Raw genomic sequence first — 17,461 nt, forward strand, 5'->3', positions numbered from 1 at the left:
GTTTTTTTTATAGGCTGCTATGCAGCCCGGCTCGGTGCACGCCCGCTCACAGCAAACACAAACGCCAATCCGATGATGATTAACCCCATCCCCAACAGGCTCAGCACGGCGAGCTTGTTGCCAAAGATCAGGTAGTCCATCACCGCCGTCACCGCCGGCACCAGGTAAAACAGACTGGTGACATTCACCAGGTTGCCCCGGGCGATCAGGCGGTACAGCAACAGCGTTGCCAGCACCGACACCACCAGCCCCATCCACAGCACCGGCAGGTAAAAACCGCTGCTGTGCTCAAAATGGAACGGCTGGAACGGCACAAACACCGAACACAGCAACAGCCCGGCCAGGTACTGCACCGGCAGCGTGCCCAAGGGGTTGTCGGTGATGCGCTTCTGCATGATCGAGCCGAAGGTCATGCTTGCCAGGGCCAGTAGCCCGAATACCATCCCCGCCAGGGACATGCCGGACAAACCGATGCCCTGATAGACCACCATGATCAACCCCGCCAACCCAAGGCCCAGGCCGAACAAACGGCTGAACGAGCGCTGACGCTCCATCAGCACCACGGTGAGGATCGGCTGGACGCCCATGATAGTTGCCATCATGCCAGGGGTGACTTTGAGGTCCAGGGCGAGCAGATAGAAAATCTGATACGCCCCCAACAATACCAAGCCGGTCGCCGCTGCATACAACATGGGCTTGCCGGGACGCGGCGGTTTCAGCTTGAGGATCGGTGCGAGCACCACCAGGCCCGCGAGGGCGATGGCAAAACGAATCAACAAAAAGGCAAAGGGCGAAGCATGGGCCAGGCCCAACTTGGAGAAAATCGCCCCGCTGCTCCACAGCAAGACAAACAGGCTCGTCGAGGCCGCCGCGGCCACGGAGTGTTTCGAAAAAACAGACATGGATACCACCTGTAATCAGGCAAAAAAAGCCGATTCAGCAGTTGCTGAAACTCAGTAGGTTTTTTTCAGGCGGGCAGACGGGCACAGCAATCAGCTGATCAGCCCGAAAAGCCAACACCCGGCGGTGATACGACTGCGTACACCGGCGTGCTACTGACAGGTGGGGGGTAGTGACTGATCTGCGCAGGCTGCCGGTTCCCGCACGGCACGACCACAGCGTTGGACGCTGAATCGACTACCGCTATGCGCTGGAAAGCTGGCATGGGCTGATCTTGTGTGAAGGATGAAGAGGTCTGGACTATAACCAGCCGTTGGTACGTTTTGCAAACACTTAACCCACGCGCTGTGCGTGGACGCGTTTTCATGTGGGCCCTGCAGGGCTGGTCGCTATAATGCCGCGCGGATTTTTTCCAAGGTCTGTCCATGATGGCTGTGAGTGCTCATTGACCGGCCGATTGTTGCAAAAATAAGTTAAATAAAAGCGTATTCCGGCCGACAACCCCTGAAAGCCTTGCGGATTGAACAATCATGCGTAATAACCAGCCCGTTACCCAGCGCGAACGTACCTTCCCCGCTCAGCAACGGTTGATCTCCACCACAGATGCCAAGGGCGTGATCACCTACTGTAACGACGCGTTTGTCGAGATCAGTGGGTACACCCGCGACGAACTGGTCCGTGCCCCGCACAACCTGGTGCGGCACCCGGATGTTCCGGCGGCGGTGTTCGCGCACATGTGGTCCACGCTCAAACAAGGCTTGCCATGGATGGGCATTGTCAAGAATCGCTGCAAGACCGGTGATCACTACTGGGTTAACGCCTATGTGACCCCGGTCTTCGAAGGCAACCAGGTGGTCGGCTACGAATCGGTGCGCATCAAGCCCTCCGCCGAGCAGATCCGTCGTGCCGAAGCGCTCTACCGACGCATCAACCAGGGCAAGTCGGCGATTCCCCAGCGGGACAAATGGTTGCCGGTGTTGCAGGACTGGCTGCCGTTTATCCTGATCAGCCAGTTGAGCTTCATGATCGGCGCCACGCTGACCTCGCAATGGGGCTTTGCCCTGGCGGCGGGGCTGTCGGTACCGCTCGGCCTGCTGGGCCTGAGCTGGCAGCAGCGCGGCCTCAAGCGCCTGTTGCGCCTGGCCGAGCAGACCACCTCCGACCCGCTGATCGCGCAGATGTACACCGACAGCCGTGGTGCCCAGGCGCGGCTGGAGATGTCGATCCTCAGCCAGGAAGCCCGCCTGAAGACCTGCCTCACGCGCTTGCAGGACACCGCCGAACACCTCAACGCCCAGGCCGCGCAGTCCAACACCCTGGCGCATAACAGCTCCAGCGGCCTGGAACGCCAGCGCGTGGAAACCGAGCAGGTGGCCACCGCGGTCAACCAGATGGCGGCCACCACCCAGGAAGTCGCCAGCCACGTGCAGCGCACCGCCGATGCGACCCAGGAGGCCAACCGCCTGACGGGTCGCGGCCGCGATATCGCCGGGGAAACCCGCGAGGCGATCCAGCGTTTGTCCGTTGCGGTGGGTGAAACCGGCGTGACCGTGACCCAACTGGCCAAGGACAGCGATGAAATCGGCGGCGTGGTCGACGTGATCAAAGGCATCGCCGACCAGACCAACCTGCTGGCGCTCAACGCCGCGATTGAGGCGGCGCGTGCCGGCGAGATGGGCCGCGGCTTTGCCGTGGTCGCTGACGAAGTGCGTCAACTGGCGCAACGCACTGCCGAATCGACCGGGCAGATCCATGCCCTGATCGCCAAGCTGCAGCAGACGGCTGCCGCTGCCGTACAAACCATGGACGCCGGGCATCGCCAGGCCGAAGAAGGCGTGGCACGGGTGATGGAGGCGGACCAGGCGCTGGTGGGCATCAGCGAAGCGGTGGCGCACATCACCGACATGACCACCCAGATCGCGGCGGCAACCGAAGAGCAAAGCTCGGTGGCCGAAGAAATCAGCCGTAACATCAGCACCATTGCGCTGTTGGCGGACCAGACGTCGGAACAGGCAATGAGCTCGGCGCAGTTGAGTGAAGAGCTGACGCATACCGCCAATACCCAGTATTCGCTGGTGGAGCGGTTTAACCGGTAGACCGCTTTCGCGAGCAAGTCGAATCGTCGCACCGCCGCCCCCACATTTTGACGTGTGAACCCACTCGAATGTGGGAGCTGGCTTGCCTGCGATGGGCATAGGTATCTACACATTTTTGTAGTGAGCGGGCTTGTCCCGCGCTGGGTGGCGAAGCCGCCCCAATAAAGACACCGCGCAGTTTCAGACAAACTCAATCCGCCTGGTTTGGGGCCGCTTCGCCACCCAGCGCGGGACAAGCCCGCTCACTACACGGAGATTTGTCAGCCTCTGAAAATTGTGTAGATACCTATGCTGCGATGGGGCCCTAAAGGCTTGCAATAAACCCAGCCACTTTCACCGCCGCCGCCTCAAGATGCTGCTCATGACTGAACCCTGAAGCCTGCAACGGCTTCAAGTCATGATCCCCCGCCACCAGCCACATCACTTCGATGCTCGGCGACAGCGCATACGCCTGCACCGCCGCGCGATTGCCCAGCGCATCACGCTCGCCTTGCACAATCAACGTCGGCGTCTGCAACCCGGCGAGATGTTCGACCCGTTGTTTTTCCGGCTTGCCCACGGCATAGAACGGATACCCCAGGCACACCAGCCCATCGGCATGTAGCTCGTCGGCGAGCAAACTGGCCATGCGCCCGCCCATCGACTTGCCACCAACGGCCAGCTTGCCCGCGACATGACGTCGCACTTCGGCATACACCTCGCGCCACGCTTGCAGCAGTTTCGGCGCCGGGTTGGGCGGGCGCTTGCCGCCGTCTGCGCGGCGTTGGGCCATGTACGGAAACTCGAAGCGCAACACGTTCACGCCATGCCCGGCAAGGCGTGCAGCCATGTCATTCATGAAGACTGAATCCATCGGTGCACCGGCGCCGTGGGCCAGGATCAGCGTGACGGCTTCGCCCGCTCGCTTGCCCGACGCGACATCCCACAGCCACCCGTGTTCCCGCGCACGCTGCGCCCATTGATCCCCGTCAATACTGGCCTTGTGCTCTTTGCCCATGCTTGCCTCGCTTTTTAGTCTGCCTATAACTCCAGCCCAAGTGCCGCATCTGCTTGGGTTGAACCGTGGATGGGGAACCATGAACACTACTTTAAGTACCGCCTATAACTACAAGGTGGTCCGCCAATTCGCCATTATGACGGTGGTGTGGGGCATCGTCGGCATGGGGCTCGGGGTTTTTCTCGCCGCCCAATTGGTCTGGCCTGCACTCAATTTCGATTTGCCCTGGACCAGCTTCGGGCGCCTGCGGCCGCTGCACACCAACGCGGTGATCTTCGCCTTCGGCGGCTGCGCACTGTTTGCCAGCTCCTTCTACTCGGTGCAACGCACCTGCCAGACCCAGCTGTTCGCGCCCAAACTGGCGGCGTTCTGCTTCTGGGGCTGGCAGCTGGTGATCCTGCTGGCCGCGATCAGCCTGCCGCTGGGCTACACCAGTTCCAAGGAGTACGCAGAGCTGGAATGGCCGATCGACATTCTGATCACCATTGTCTGGGTGGCCTACGCCATCGTGTTCTTCGGCACTGTGGCCAAGCGCAATACCAAGCACATCTATGTCGGCAACTGGTTCTTCGGCGGGTTCATCCTCACCGTGGCGATCCTGCATATCGTCAACAACCTGGAAATCCCGGTCAGCCTGACCAAGTCCTACTCCCTCTACGGCGGTGCGACGGATGCCATGGTGCAGTGGTGGTATGGGCACAACGCGGTAGGCTTTTTCCTCACCGCCGGTTTCCTCGGCATGATGTATTACTTCGTGCCGAAGCAGGCCGAGCGTCCGGTGTATTCCTATCGCTTGTCCATCGTGCATTTCTGGGCATTGATCACCCTGTACATCTGGGCAGGCCCGCATCACCTGCATTACACCGCGCTGCCGGACTGGGCGCAGTCCCTGGGCATGGTGATGTCACTGGTCCTGCTGGCACCGAGCTGGGGCGGCATGATCAACGGCATGATGACGCTGTCGGGCGCCTGGCATAAATTGCGCAGCGACCCGATCCTGCGCTTCCTCGTGGTCTCGCTGGCGTTCTACGGCATGTCGACCTTCGAAGGCCCGATGATGGCGATCAAGACCGTCAACTCGCTGTCCCACTACACCGACTGGACCATCGGCCACGTACACGCCGGCGCCCTCGGTTGGGTGGCGATGATCTCCATCGGCGCGCTGTACCACATGATCCCCAAAGTTTTCGGCCGCGAGCAGATGCACAGCCTCGGCCTGATCAACGCGCACTTCTGGCTGGCGACCATCGGCACCGTGCTCTACATCGCCTCGATGTGGGTCAACGGCATCGCCCAGGGCCTGATGTGGCGTGCGATCAACGAAGACGGCACCTTGACCTACTCCTTCGTCGAAACCCTGGTGGCCAGTCACCCTGGCTTCATCGTGCGGCTGGTGGGCGGTGCGATCTTCCTCAGCGGCATGTTCCTGATGGCTTACAACACGTGGCGCACCGTGCGTTCGGCACAGCCCGTCGAAGCCGTCCCTGTCGCGCAGCTGGCCTGAGGAGTCTGTGATGAAACACGAAACGATTGAAAAGAACGTCGGCCTGCTGATGCTGCTCATGGTGCTTGCCGTGAGCATCGGCGGCCTGACCCAGATCGTCCCGCTGTTCTTCCAGGACGTGACCAACAAGCCGGTGGAAGGCATGAAGCCCTACACCGCGCTGCAACTGGAAGGCCGTGATATCTACATCCGCGAAGGCTGCGTGCAGTGCCACTCGCAGATGATCCGTCCGTTCCGCGCCGAAACCGAGCGCTATGGCCATTACTCGGTCGCCGGTGAAAGCGTGTGGGACCACCCCTTTCTGTGGGGCTCCAAGCGTACCGGGCCGGACCTGGCGCGCGTCGGCGCGCGTTACTCGGACGACTGGCACCGCGCGCACTTGTACAACCCGCGCAACGTGGTGCCCGAGTCGAAAATGCCGGCCTACCCCTGGCTGGTCACCGCCGCCGTCGACAACAGCCACACCGAGACCAAGTTGAAAGTGATGCGCACCCTTGGCGTGCCCTACACCGACGACGACATCACGGGCGCCGTCGCCAGCCTCAAGGGCAAGACCGAGATGGACGCGCTGGTCGCGTACCTGCAAGTGCTCGGCACCGCCATCAAAAGCAAGAGGTGAGCCATGGGATTTGAATTCGATGCGGGCACTATCCGCGGCCTCGGCACGCTGGTGGTCGCCATCGCCTTTATCGGCCTGTCGCTGTGGGTATTCAACAACCGGCGCAATGCGGAATTCGAGGAAGCGCGCCTGCTGCCCTTCGCCGACGAACCTGCGCCATCCGACGCCCACCAAGAGCCTGCAACAAGGAGCAATCGGCCATGACCACTTTTTGGAGTACATGGATCTGCGTACTGACCCTCGGCAGCCTGATCGGCCTGACCTGGCTCTTGATCGGCACCCGCAAGGGCGAGACCAAGGGCAGCGTCGACCAGACCATGGGCCACGCCTTCGACGGGATCGAGGAATACGACAACCCGCTGCCCCAGTGGTGGTTCATGCTGTTCGCCGGCACCCTGGTGTTTGCGGTCGGCTACCTGATCCTCTACCCGGGCCTGGGCAACTGGAAGGGCGTGTTGCCAGGCTATGAAGACGGCTGGACCTCGGCCAAGGAGTGGGACAAGGAGATGGCCAAGGCCGACACCAGGTTCGGACCGATCTTTGCCAAGTTCTCGGCCATGCCGGTGGAAGAGGTTGCCAAAGACCCGCAAGCCTTGAAAATGGGCGGCCGCCTGTTTGCCTCCAACTGCGCGGTGTGCCACGGCTCGGACGCCAAGGGCGCGTTTGGTTTCCCGAACCTGGCGGACAACATCTGGCGCTGGGGCGGTTCGGCCGAAGCGATCAAGACCACCATCCTCAACGGCCGTCACGCGGCAATGCCGGCCTGGGGTGACATGCTCGGCGACGAGGGTGTGAAAAACGTCGCCGCCTATGTGCGTCATGACCTGGCCAAGCTGCCATTGCCGGCCGACAGCCGCGCCGACCTGGCGGCAGGCCAAGCGGCATTCACCACCACCTGCGTCGCCTGCCATGGCGCTGAAGGCCACGGCATGCAAGCCATGGGTGCACCCGACCTGACCAAACCGGGCGGTTATATCTACGGCACCAGCCTGGCGCAGCTGCAGCAGACCATCCGTCACGGCCGCCAAGGCCAGATGCCCGCGCAGGAAGTGCTGCAAGGCAATGACAAGGTGCACCTGCTGGCGGCCTATGTTTACAGCCTGTCCCACAACGCAGATGGCGCAACGCCGGAAAGCCAAGCCCAATAACCTCCGATTGCCTCGCCTGATCAGGGGAGGCAACCGGCCTTTCTGTAGGAGCGAGCTTGCTCGCGAAGAACCTGAGGATGCCGCGTTCATCCAGAATGAACGCGGCGCTCTTGAGCTCTTCGCGAGCAAGCTCGCTCCTACAGTGGGTTGATACTGCGCGACCCAGTGTCGCACCCTTCCAAAGCACACCTTTCCCCCTGCGCCATTCGGGTCTACGCTTCCCTGCAAGCGGAGCGGTTCCGGCGTGCGCGACAAGCGCCGTTGCGACCCGAAAAAATTCCTGTCCACTCGATCAGCTTTCGATTTTGTGATTTGTCCTTACATCAAACATGGAAAGGGCGCAGAATCTGGCGTGGAACGCCTTGACGCACGTCAGCGTTGCGTTGCATTGGCCCCTCGCTTTCTACATACTTGCGGCCGATTTTTACCTATAAAAAAACTAAACCGTGGAACCTTAGAATGAGCACAGCAATCAGTCCGACTGCTTATAACTATAAGGTAGTCCGCCAGTTCGCCATCATGACGGTGGTCTGGGGGATCCTTGGCATGGGGCTCGGGGTGTTCATCGCCTCGCAACTGGTCTGGCCGGAATTGAATTTCGGCTTGCCATGGACGACCTTCGGTCGCCTGCGCCCGCTGCACACCAACCTGGTGATCTTCGCCTTCGGCGGATGTGCATTGTTTGCCACCTCCTACTATGTCGTGCAGCGAACCTGCCAGACGCGACTGATCTCCGACAGCCTTGCGGCCTTCACCTTCTGGGGCTGGCAAGCCGTCATCCTCGGCGCCATCGTCACCCTGCCGCTGGGTTACACCACCACCAAGGAATACGCCGAGCTCGAATGGCCCATCGCCATTTTGCTCGCCATTGTCTGGGTGACCTACGCGGTGGTGTTCTTCGGCACCATTGTCAAGCGCAAGACCAAGCACATCTATGTGGGCAACTGGTTCTACGGCGCTTTTATTTTGGTCACGGCGATGCTGCACATCGTCAACCACGCCTCGTTGCCGGTCAGCCTGTTCAAGTCCTACTCGGCTTATTCCGGTGCGACGGATGCGATGATCCAGTGGTGGTACGGGCATAACGCTGTAGGTTTTTTCCTGACCACCGGTTTCCTCGGGATGATGTACTACTTCGTGCCCAAGCAGGCCGAACGTCCTATTTACTCGTATCGCCTGTCCATCGTGCATTTCTGGGCGCTGATCACTCTGTATATCTGGGCAGGCCCGCATCACCTGCACTACACCGCGCTGCCGGATTGGGCGCAGTCCCTGGGCATGGCGATGTCGATCATCCTGCTGGCGCCAAGCTGGGGCGGCATGATCAACGGCATGATGACCCTGTCGGGCGCCTGGCATAAGCTGCGCACCGACCCGATCCTGCGCTTCCTCGTGGTCTCGCTGGCGTTCTATGGCATGTCGACCTTCGAAGGGCCGATGATGGCCATCAAGACCGTCAACTCGCTGTCCCACTACACCGACTGGACCATCGGCCACGTACACGCCGGCGCGCTCGGCTGGGTCGCCATGATCTCAATCGGCGCGCTGTACCACATGATCCCCAAACTGTTCGGCCGTGCGCAGATGCACAGCGTCGCGCTGATCAACACGCACTTCTGGCTGGCCACCATCGGCACCGTGCTCTACATAGCCTCGATGTGGGTCAACGGCATCACCCAGGGCCTGATGTGGCGTGCGATCAACGATGACGGCACCCTCACCTACTCCTTCGTCGAAGCACTGCAAGCCAGCCACCCGGGCTTTATCGTCCGCGCCCTGGGCGGTGCGTTCTTTGCCACCGGCATGCTGTTCATGGCCTACAACGTCTGGCGCACGGTGCGTGCTTCCGACCCTGCGCAGGCTGAAGCCGCCGCCAAGATTGCCGTTGTGGGAGCCCACTGATGAAGCATGAAGTCGTCGAGAAGAATATCGGTCTGCTGGCCTTCTTCATGGTTATTGCCGTGAGTATCGGTGGCTTGACCCAGATCGTGCCGCTGTTTTTCCAGGACGTGACCAATAAACCGGTCGAAGGCATGAAGCCCCGCACCGCCCTTGAACTGGAAGGGCGCGACGTCTACATCGCCAACGGTTGCGTCGGCTGCCATTCGCAGATGATCCGCCCGTTCCGTGCCGAAACCGAACGCTACGGCCATTACTCGGTCGCCGGTGAAAGCGTGTGGGACCACCCATTCCTGTGGGGTTCCAAACGCACCGGCCCGGACCTGGCCCGTGTCGGCGGTCGTTACTCCGACGACTGGCAACGCGCGCACTTGTACAACCCACGCAACGTCGTGCCTGAATCGAAAATGCCGGCGTACCCGTTCCTCGTGGAAAACAAGCTCGACGGCAAGGACACCGCCAAGAAGATGGAAGTGCTGCGCACCCTGGGCGTGCCCTACACCGACGAAGACATCGCCGGTGCGGCCGCCGCCGTGAAGGGCAAGACCGAAATGGACGCATTGGTGGCCTACCTGCAGGGCCTGGGCACCATCATCAAAAGCAAACGGTGATTCTTCATGGATATCGGGATGATTCGTGGGCTGGGCACCGTTGTGGTGATGGTGGCCTTTATCGGCCTGGCGCTGTGGGTGTTCAGCCCCAAGCGCAAGTCGGAGTTTGAAGACGCGACCTTGCTGCCCTTTGCGGATGATCCCGAAGCCATCAAGCACGTCGAGCAAGCTTCTAGGAGTAATAAAGAATGACTACGTTCTGGAGTCTGTACGTCACAGTCCTGAGCCTGGGTACCATCTTCGCCCTGACCTGGCTGCTGCTGTCGACCCGCAAGGGCCAGCGCGCCGAGCAGACCGACGAGACTGTCGGCCACTCGTTCGACGGCATCGAGGAGTACGACAACCCGCTGCCCAAGTGGTGGTTCATGCTGTTCGTCGGCACCATCATTTTCGCCCTCGGCTACCTGGTGCTGTACCCGGGCCTGGGCAATTGGAAGGGCCTGCTGCCGGGCTACAACTACCTCGACAACGACAAGCAAACCCCTTTCGCCAACGGCCAGACCGGCTGGACCGGCGTGCATGAATGGGAAAAGGAAATGGCCAGGTCGGAGGCCAAGTTCGGGCCGATCTTCGCCAAGTTCGCCTCGATGCCGATTGAAGAAGTCGCCAAGGACCCGCAAGCCTTGAAGATGGGTGGCCGGCTGTTCGCTTCCAACTGCTCGGTGTGCCATGGTTCCGACGCCAAGGGCGCCTATGGTTTCCCCAACCTGACCGACGCCGACTGGCGCTGGGGTGGCGAGCCGGCCACCATCAAGGAAACCATCATGAAGGGCCGCCACGCGGTGATGCCGGGCTGGCTGGATATCCTGAAGGAACAGGGCGTCAGCGACGTAGCCGCCTTCGTGCTGACCAACCTCGACGGTCGCAAACTGCCGGAAGGCGTCAAGGCTGATGTCGCCAACGGCGAAAAACTCTTCGCCGCCAACTGCGTGGCCTGCCACGGCCCCGCCGGCAAAGGCACCCCGGCCATGGGCGCGCCCGATCTGACCCACCCGGCTGCCTTCATCTACGGTTCGAGCTTCGCCCAACTGCAACAGACCATTCGCTGGGGCCGCCAGGGCCAGATGCCGGCGCAGGAACAGCTGCAGGGCAATGACAAGGTGCATTTGCTCGCGGCGTATGTGTACAGCTTGTCCCATGGGGAGAAGAAGGCTGCGCAATAGCAAGGTCGTCAAAACAATAAAGCCCCGCGCAGCATGAACTGACGGGGCTTTATTGTTTCCGGTTTCGGGCGCTTCGATGCGCTACCGCTTGTAACCTTGGACTTGTCGCGCACAGGCACCAAGTAGTAACGTGTCTACATATATTCTACGAAGGGGGAATCACCCCATGACCATCACTACCATTTCCAGCCGCGAATTCAACCAAGACACAAGTGGTGCCAAAAAAGCCGCGCGCCACGGCCCGGTTTTCATCACTGATCGCGGCAAGCCTGCCCATGTACTGCTAAGCATTGAGGATTACCAGAAATTGACAGGTCTCAATGCTGACATCGTTGACCTGCTGGTGATGCCAGAAGCGGCCGAGATCGACTTCCAAACCGAACGCGCCGTGATCACTCATCGACCCGTGGACCTCTCTTGATGTATCTACTCGACACCAACGTTATCTCTGAACTTCGTAAACCCCAGGCCGATGCAAATGTGGTCGCTTGGGCCAAAAGTGTCATGGCGCCGCGCATGTTCATCTCAGCGATTACGCTCAAGGAACTGGAAACCGGAGTGTTGCGCATTGAGCGTCGTGACCCGGCCCAGGGGAACGTATTGCGGACCTGGCTCAAGCGCCATGTGCTACCCGCCTTTGATGCCAGAATCCTGCCCGTGGATGCTGCAGTCGCATTACGATGCGCACACCTGCATGTACCGGATCGAGTCAATGAAAGTGATTCGCTGATCGCTGCGACTGCTCTGGTTCATGGGCTCACCGTTGTTACGCGCAATGTCAGCGATTTCAGATCCAGCGGTGTTCCACTGATTAATCCATGGGACGAATGACCGGTTTGCCGGTGAAAACCGTCCATACTTGCCAAGTCAATTGATCCAGATCACTTACACCATCAATTGACATCACCCAACGCGACCAAAGGTCGCACCCCTTGCGCACCGTCGGGGGCGTATCATTGGGCCACTGCAACACCCTTAATTTGACCCCGGTTGGCACGTACTGGCCGAGGCAAATCTCCACCGCCGTGGGATGCAATGATGAGCGACCAGATACCGGTACATGACGTTACCTCGCCTGCCAAAACCGTAGACCTCTACGCTTCGCGAGAGAAGATCTATACCCGCGCCTTCACCGGCCTGTTCCGCAATTTGCGCATGCTCGGTGGCGCCGGATTGTTCCTGCTCTACTTCGGCACCGTGTGGCTGAACTGGGGTGGCCACCAGGCCGTGTGGTGGAACCTGCCGGAGCGTAAGTTCTTCATTTTCGGCGCGACCTTCTGGCCCCAGGACTTCATCCTGCTTTCGGGCATTCTTATCGTTGCGGCCTTTGGCCTGTTCTTTATCACTGTGTACGCCGGGCGCGTGTGGTGCGGCTATACCTGCCCGCAAAGCGTGTGGACGTGGATCTTCATGTGGTGCGAAAAAGTCACCGAGGGTGACCGCAACCAGCGCATCAAGCTCGACAAGGCGCCGATGAGCGCCAACAAATTCCTGCGCAAATTCAGCAAGCACACGCTGTGGCTATTGATCGGTTTTGTCACCGGGCTGACCTTTGTCGGGTACTTCTCGCCGATCCGCGAGCTGGTGTTCGAGTTCTTCACCGGGCAGGCCGATGGCTGGTCGTATTTCTGGGTCGGATTCTTTACCCTCGCCACCTATGGTAACGCCGGCTGGCTGCGCGAGCAGGTGTGCATCTACATGTGCCCGTACGCGCGGTTCCAGAGCGTGATGTTCGACAAAGACACCCTGATCGTCTCCTACGATCCACGCCGTGGCGAAGTGCGCGGCCCACGTAAAAAAGGCGTCGACTACAAGGCCCAGGGCCTGGGCGATTGCATCGATTGCACGATGTGCGTGCAGGTGTGCCCGACCGGTATCGACATCCGCGACGGCCTGCAAATCGAGTGCATCGGCTGCGCCGCCTGTATCGATGCCTGCGACACCATCATGGACAAGATGGACTACCCGCGCGGCCTGATCAGCTACACCACCGAACATAACCTCTCCGGGCAGAAAACCCATAAACTGCGCCCGCGCCTGATCGGCTATGCCTTGGTGTTGCTGGCGATGATCAGCCTGTTGGTGGCGGCATTTTTCATGCGCTCACTGGTGGGTTTCGACGTCAGCAAGGACCGTGTGCTGTACCGCGAAAACGCCGAAGGCCGTATCGAAAACGTCTACAGCCTGAAGATCATGAACAAGGACCAGCGCGACCATACCTATGTGCTTGATGCTGCGGGCCTGCCGGACCTCAAGCTGCAGGGCCGACGCGAAATCAAAGTGGCCGCCGGCGACATCGTCAGCCTGCCGGTGGAACTCTCGAGTGCGCCGGAGCAATTGCCGTCGAGCACCAACGAGGTGACGTTCATCCTCAAGGATGCCGACGACACCAGCGTCCAGATTGAAGCCAAGAGCCGATTCATCGGCCCACACGTTCGTTGAACAGGAACCCGACAATGTCCGCACCCACCGCCGCAAGCCCTTGGTACAAGCACCTCTGGCCCTGGATCATCATCGCGATCCTGGCCTGCTCGGTGACCTTGACCTTGTCCATGGTGACCATCGCGGTGAATAACCCGGACAACCTGGTCAATGACAACTACTACGAGGCCGGCAAAGGCATCAACCGCGCCCTGGACCGCGAGCGGCTGGCCCAGACCCTGCAACTGCGCGCCAGGCTGCACCTGGATGAGTTGACCGGCGAAGTCGAGCTGAACCTGACCGGCTACAGCAACCCGAATACCCTGGAGTTGAACCTGATCTCCCCGACCCAGCCGGAGAAGGACCGCAAGATCAGCCTGGCGCGCAGCGACAGTGAGCCTGGCCGCTACATCGGCCAGGTCACCGACAAGGTCGAAGGCCGCCGTTTCGTGGAGCTATTGGGCGTGGAAGGCGACAAGACCTGGCGCCTGTTCGAGGAGGAAGAGGTGAGCCACGACAAGGACCTGCTCCTGGGTGATGAGCCGTTGCAGGGCGCCGAAGACCTGAAGAAGTAAAACATTGCGCTTCGCGCATCGCGGGCAACCCCACCCCACATTTGGATTGCATTCCCCTGTGGGAGCGGCGGTGCGACGATTCGACTTGCCCGCGATGAGGTCCTCCCAGCCACCAAAGATTCCCAGCCATGACCGCTCCCGTCCCCTGCTACCACTGCGCCCTACCCGTCCCGCCGGGCAGCCGCTTCACGGCGGTGATCCTCGGCGAACGCCGTGAACTCTGCTGCCCAGGCTGCCAGGCGGTGGCCGAAGCGATTGTGGCCGGCGGCCTGGAAAGCTACTACCAGCACCGCAGCGAAGCCTCGGCCAACCCTGAAGCGTTGCCGGTGCAACTGGTGGACGAGCTGGCGCTGTATGACCGCGCCGACGTGCAAAAACCCTTTGTGCGCCACGATGGCGAACTCGCCGAAGCCACCTTGCTGATGGAAGGCATCAGTTGCGCCGCCTGTGGCTGGCTGATCGAGAAACACCTGCGCAGCCTGCCCGCGGTGGCCGAGGCGCGACTGAACCTGTCCAACCATCGTTTGCAGGTGCGCTGGGCTGACGGGCAACTGCCGTTGAGCCAAGTGCTGAGCGAACTGCGGCATATCGGTTACGCCGCCCACCCTTACCAGGCCGACCGCGCCGCCGAACAACTGGCCAGCGAAAATCGCCTGGCCCTGCGCCAATTGGGCGTGGCCGGCCTGCTGTGGTTCCAGGCAATGATGGCAACCATGGCGACCTGGCCGGAATTCAATGTCGACCTGAGCCCGGAGCTGCACGTAATCCTGCGTTGGGTGGCGATGTTTCTTACAACACCTATCGTGTTCTACAGCTGCGCACCGTTTTTCAAGGGGGCCCTGCGTGACCTGCGCACGCGCCACCTGACCATGGATGTATCGGTTTCATTGGCCATCGGCGGTGCGTACCTGGCGGGCATCTGGACCGCGATCACCGGCACCGGTGAGTTGTACTTCGACGCAGTGGGCATGTTTGCGCTGTTCCTGCTGGCCGGACGTTACCTCGAGCGCCGTGCCCGCGAGCGTACGGCTGCTGCGACCGCGCAGTTGGTCAACCTGCTGCCCGCTTCGTGCCTGCGGCTCAAGGCGGACGGCCAGAGCGAACGCATCCTGCTCCCCGAGCTGGCGCTGGGCGATCGCGTGCTGGTGCATCCCGGCGCCGTGCTGCCGGCGGATGGCCTGATCCTCGACGGCCAATCCAGTATCGATGAATCCCTGCTCACCGGTGAATACCTGCCGCAACCCCGACAAGCCGGGGATGCGGTCACGGCGGGCACCCTGAATGTCGAGGGGGCATTGATCGTCGAAGTACGCGCGTTGGGCCATGACACACGCCTGTCCGCCATCGTGCGCCTGCTGGAAAGAGCCCAGGCCGAGAAACCGCGCCTGGCCCGGATCGCCGACCGCGCCGCGCAGTGGTTCCTGCTGTGTTCGCTGATCGCCGCCGCCCTGATCGGGTTGTTATGGTGGCAACTGGATTCATCGCGAGCGTTCTGGATTGTGCTGGCCATGCTGGTGGCGACCTGCCCCTGCGCGCTGTCCCTGGCCACGCCCACCGCCCTCACCGCTGCCACCGGCACCTTGCACACACTCGGCCTGCTGCTGACACGCGGCCATGTGCTGGAAGGGTTGAACCAGATCGATACGGTGATTTTCGACAAGACCGGCACCCTGACCGAAGGACGCCTGGTATTGAGTGCCATCCGGCCACTGAGCACCTTGAGCACGGACCTGTGCCTGAGCCTCGCCGCCGCCCTGGAAAACCGCTCCGAACACCCGATCGCCCGTGCCTTCGGGCGCGCGACGCTGGCCGCCGACGAGGTCGTCAGTTCGCCCGGGCTTGGCCTTGAAGGCCGCGTGGGCGCGCGCCAGCTGCGCATCGGCCAACCGGGCTTTGTCTGTGAACTCAGCGGTTGCCAGGTTCCGGCCGCGCCGCAGGATGGCGGCCAATGGCTGCTGCTGGGTGACCGCGAAGGCGCGCTGGCCTGGTTCGTGCTCGACGACCGCCTGCGCAGTGATGCGCCTGCGCTGTTGGCGGCCTGCCAGGCACGTGGCTGGCGCACGCTGCTGTTGTCGGGGGACAGTTCGCCGATGGTCGCCAGCGTCGCGCTTGAGTTGGGTATCGACGAGGCCCACGGCGGCCTGCGCCCCGATGACAAGCTGCACGTGCTGCAACGGCTGCACAAGGAAGGCCGCAAGGTGCTGATGCTCGGCGATGGCGTCAATGATGTGCCGGTGCTCGCCGCCGCGGATATCAGCGTGGCCATGGGCACCGCAACGGACCTGGCCAAGACCAGCGCCGATGCCGTGTTGCTCTCCAACCGCCTGGACGCCCTGGTACACGCCTTTACCCTGGCACGGCGCACCCGTCGGGTGATTGTTGAAAACCTGCTGTGGGCAGGCCTATACAATGGCCTGATGCTGCCGTTTGCCGCCCTGGGTTGGATCACGCCCATCTGGGCCGCGGTCGGCATGTCCCTCAGTTCGTTGACCGTGGTGCTCAATGCCCTGCGCCTGACTCGCCTGCCGAGCGCGCCGGTGGCACGAGCCCCCTCAGTAACCCGTCCGCTGCCGGCTTGAGCCGCGCGGGCATGGAGTGCAGATGCCAGCTTTATACGTGATGATTCCGGCGGCGCTGCTGTTAGTGGGCGTGGCCATCTACATCTTTTTCTGGGCGGTGGACAGCGGCCAGTACGACGACCTCGACGGCCCGGCCCACAGCGTCTTGTTCGACGATCAGGACCCGAACCACCTCGCCGCCATCGACGAAGCCAACGGCCCCGAGCAACCGCGCGCGCCCAAAGAGCCGCCCCATGCTTGAATTGGCGCCGCTGCTGGTCTCCGCGCTGATTCTCGGCCTGCTGGGCGGCGGCCATTGCCTGGGCATGTGCGGCGGGCTGATGGGCGCGCTGACCCTGGCGATTCCCAGGGAGCAGCGCGGCCGCAGGTTTCGACTGCTGCTGGCATACAACCTGGGCAGGGTGCTCAGCTATGCCGTCGCCGGGGTATTAATCGGCCTCGCCGGCTGGGCCGTGGCGAACAGCCCGGCGGCGATGTTCATGCGTGTGCTTGCCGGGCTGCTGTTGATCAGCATGGGCCTGTACCTGGCCGGCTGGTGGAGCGGCCTCACCCGCATTGAAAGCCTCGGTCGCGGCCTGTGGCGCTTTATCCAGCCCGTCGCCAACCGCCTGCTGCCGGTGTCGAGCCTGCCGCGCGCGTTGCTGCTGGGCGCGCTGTGGGGTTGGTTGCCGTGCGGGTTGGTCTACAGCACCCTGCTGTGGGCCGCCAGCCAGGGTAATGCGCTGGACAGCGGCTTGCTGATGCTGGCGTTCGGCCTGGGTACCTGGCCGGTGCTGTTGGCCACCGGGCTTGCGGCCGAGCGGGTCACCGCGCTGCTGCGCAAACGCAGCGTGCGTATGGCGGGTGGCGTGCTGGTGATCCTGTTTGGCCTATGGACATTGCCGGGGCCCCACCAGCACTGGCTGATGGGGCACTGACTGGCGATGTGGCATAGCGCCGCTCCCTGTTG

At 61.8% G+C, this 17,461-nt stretch carries 18 protein-coding genes; 16 read left to right on the forward strand and 2 right to left on the reverse strand.

Annotated elements, in window-relative coordinates; genetic code table 11:
* Positions 1-17 precede the first annotated feature (17 nt).
* Complete coding sequence (locus tag KVG91_RS05120) at positions 18-902, reverse strand: DMT family transporter (RefSeq protein ID WP_169374423.1); 885 nt, start codon at positions 900-902, stop codon at positions 18-20.
* Positions 903-1,430: 528 nt separating this feature from the next.
* Here KVG91_RS05120 and KVG91_RS05125 point away from each other — a divergent pair.
* Positions 1,431-2,996 (forward strand): methyl-accepting chemotaxis protein, encoded by a 1,566-nt coding sequence (locus KVG91_RS05125; protein ID WP_169374422.1) that lies wholly within the window; start codon positions 1,431-1,433, stop codon positions 2,994-2,996.
* A gap of 304 nt (positions 2,997-3,300) precedes the next feature.
* On the opposite strand, the gene KVG91_RS05130 is transcribed toward KVG91_RS05125, so the two are convergent.
* On the reverse strand, positions 3,301-3,993 hold the full coding sequence (locus KVG91_RS05130) for an alpha/beta family hydrolase (RefSeq protein ID WP_169376872.1): 693 nt from the start codon (positions 3,991-3,993) through the stop codon (positions 3,301-3,303).
* Between the two features lie 79 nt (positions 3,994-4,072).
* On the opposite strand from KVG91_RS05130, the gene ccoN (KVG91_RS05135) reads away from it, so the two are divergent.
* The 15 genes from ccoN (KVG91_RS05135) to KVG91_RS05205 all read left to right on the forward strand — a co-directional run bounded on the left by ccoN (KVG91_RS05135) (position 4,073) and on the right by KVG91_RS05205 (position 17,429).
* On the forward strand, positions 4,073-5,497 hold the full coding sequence (ccoN, locus tag KVG91_RS05135) for a cytochrome-c oxidase, cbb3-type subunit I (RefSeq protein ID WP_217894874.1): 1,425 nt from the start codon (positions 4,073-4,075) through the stop codon (positions 5,495-5,497).
* A gap of 10 nt (positions 5,498-5,507) precedes the next feature.
* Positions 5,508-6,116, forward strand: a complete 609-nt coding sequence (gene ccoO / locus KVG91_RS05140) for a cytochrome-c oxidase, cbb3-type subunit II (protein WP_169375193.1) — start codon at positions 5,508-5,510, stop codon at positions 6,114-6,116.
* 3 nt (positions 6,117-6,119) lie between these two features.
* Positions 6,120-6,320 (forward strand): cbb3-type cytochrome oxidase subunit 3, encoded by a 201-nt coding sequence (locus KVG91_RS05145; RefSeq protein WP_076949454.1) that lies wholly within the window; start codon positions 6,120-6,122, stop codon positions 6,318-6,320.
* Positions 6,317-7,264, forward strand: a complete 948-nt coding sequence (ccoP, locus tag KVG91_RS05150; RefSeq protein ID WP_169375194.1) for a cytochrome-c oxidase, cbb3-type subunit III — start codon at positions 6,317-6,319, stop codon at positions 7,262-7,264. Before KVG91_RS05145 ends, ccoP (KVG91_RS05150) begins: the two co-directional genes overlap by 4 nt.
* A 459-nt stretch (positions 7,265-7,723) precedes the next feature.
* A complete protein-coding gene (gene ccoN, locus KVG91_RS05155; protein WP_217894875.1) occupies positions 7,724-9,166 on the forward strand; it encodes a cytochrome-c oxidase, cbb3-type subunit I in 1,443 nt (480 codons plus the stop codon).
* The gene (gene ccoO / locus KVG91_RS05160; RefSeq protein ID WP_003193167.1) at positions 9,166-9,774 is read left to right on the forward strand and encodes a cytochrome-c oxidase, cbb3-type subunit II; all 609 of its coding nucleotides are present in this window, start codon (positions 9,166-9,168) and stop codon (positions 9,772-9,774) included. Before ccoN (KVG91_RS05155) ends, ccoO (KVG91_RS05160) begins: the two co-directional genes overlap by 1 nt.
* A gap of 6 nt (positions 9,775-9,780) precedes the next feature.
* Complete coding sequence (locus KVG91_RS05165; protein WP_003175465.1) at positions 9,781-9,966, forward strand: CcoQ/FixQ family Cbb3-type cytochrome c oxidase assembly chaperone; 186 nt, start codon at positions 9,781-9,783, stop codon at positions 9,964-9,966.
* Positions 9,963-10,937, forward strand: a complete 975-nt coding sequence (gene ccoP / locus KVG91_RS05170; RefSeq protein ID WP_169378887.1) for a cytochrome-c oxidase, cbb3-type subunit III — start codon at positions 9,963-9,965, stop codon at positions 10,935-10,937. The genes KVG91_RS05165 and ccoP (KVG91_RS05170) overlap by 4 nt, the downstream gene beginning before the upstream one ends.
* A 166-nt stretch (positions 10,938-11,103) precedes the next feature.
* Positions 11,104-11,358 (forward strand): type II toxin-antitoxin system Phd/YefM family antitoxin, encoded by a 255-nt coding sequence (locus KVG91_RS05175; RefSeq protein ID WP_169378886.1) that lies wholly within the window; start codon positions 11,104-11,106, stop codon positions 11,356-11,358.
* On the forward strand, positions 11,358-11,768 hold the full coding sequence (locus KVG91_RS05180) for a type II toxin-antitoxin system VapC family toxin (protein ID WP_169378885.1): 411 nt from the start codon (positions 11,358-11,360) through the stop codon (positions 11,766-11,768). Before KVG91_RS05175 ends, KVG91_RS05180 begins: the two co-directional genes overlap by 1 nt.
* Before the next feature lie 207 nt (positions 11,769-11,975).
* Positions 11,976-13,379 carry a cytochrome c oxidase accessory protein CcoG gene (ccoG, locus tag KVG91_RS05185; protein WP_169378884.1) on the forward strand — a complete coding sequence of 468 codons (1,404 nt, stop codon included), beginning with the start codon at positions 11,976-11,978 and terminating at the stop codon, positions 13,377-13,379.
* A 14-nt stretch (positions 13,380-13,393) separates the two neighbouring features.
* Positions 13,394-13,933, forward strand: coding sequence for a FixH family protein (locus tag KVG91_RS05190; protein ID WP_169378883.1), 540 nt, complete (start codon positions 13,394-13,396; stop codon positions 13,931-13,933).
* A gap of 128 nt (positions 13,934-14,061) precedes the next feature.
* Positions 14,062-16,512: a heavy metal translocating P-type ATPase gene (locus KVG91_RS05195; RefSeq protein WP_217894876.1), complete on the forward strand. Its 2,451-nt coding sequence runs from the start codon at positions 14,062-14,064 to the stop codon at positions 16,510-16,512.
* Positions 16,513-16,534: 22 nt separating this feature from the next.
* Positions 16,535-16,753 (forward strand): cbb3-type cytochrome oxidase assembly protein CcoS, encoded by a 219-nt coding sequence (gene ccoS / locus KVG91_RS05200; protein ID WP_169377436.1) that lies wholly within the window; start codon positions 16,535-16,537, stop codon positions 16,751-16,753.
* Complete coding sequence (locus KVG91_RS05205; protein ID WP_169377435.1) at positions 16,746-17,429, forward strand: sulfite exporter TauE/SafE family protein; 684 nt, start codon at positions 16,746-16,748, stop codon at positions 17,427-17,429. Before ccoS ends, KVG91_RS05205 begins: the two co-directional genes overlap by 8 nt.
* The last annotated feature ends 32 nt before the right edge of the window (positions 17,430-17,461 follow it).

The organism is Pseudomonas azadiae (assembly GCF_019145355.1).
GTDB classification, from domain to species: Bacteria; Pseudomonadota; Gammaproteobacteria; order Pseudomonadales; family Pseudomonadaceae; genus Aquipseudomonas; species Aquipseudomonas azadiae.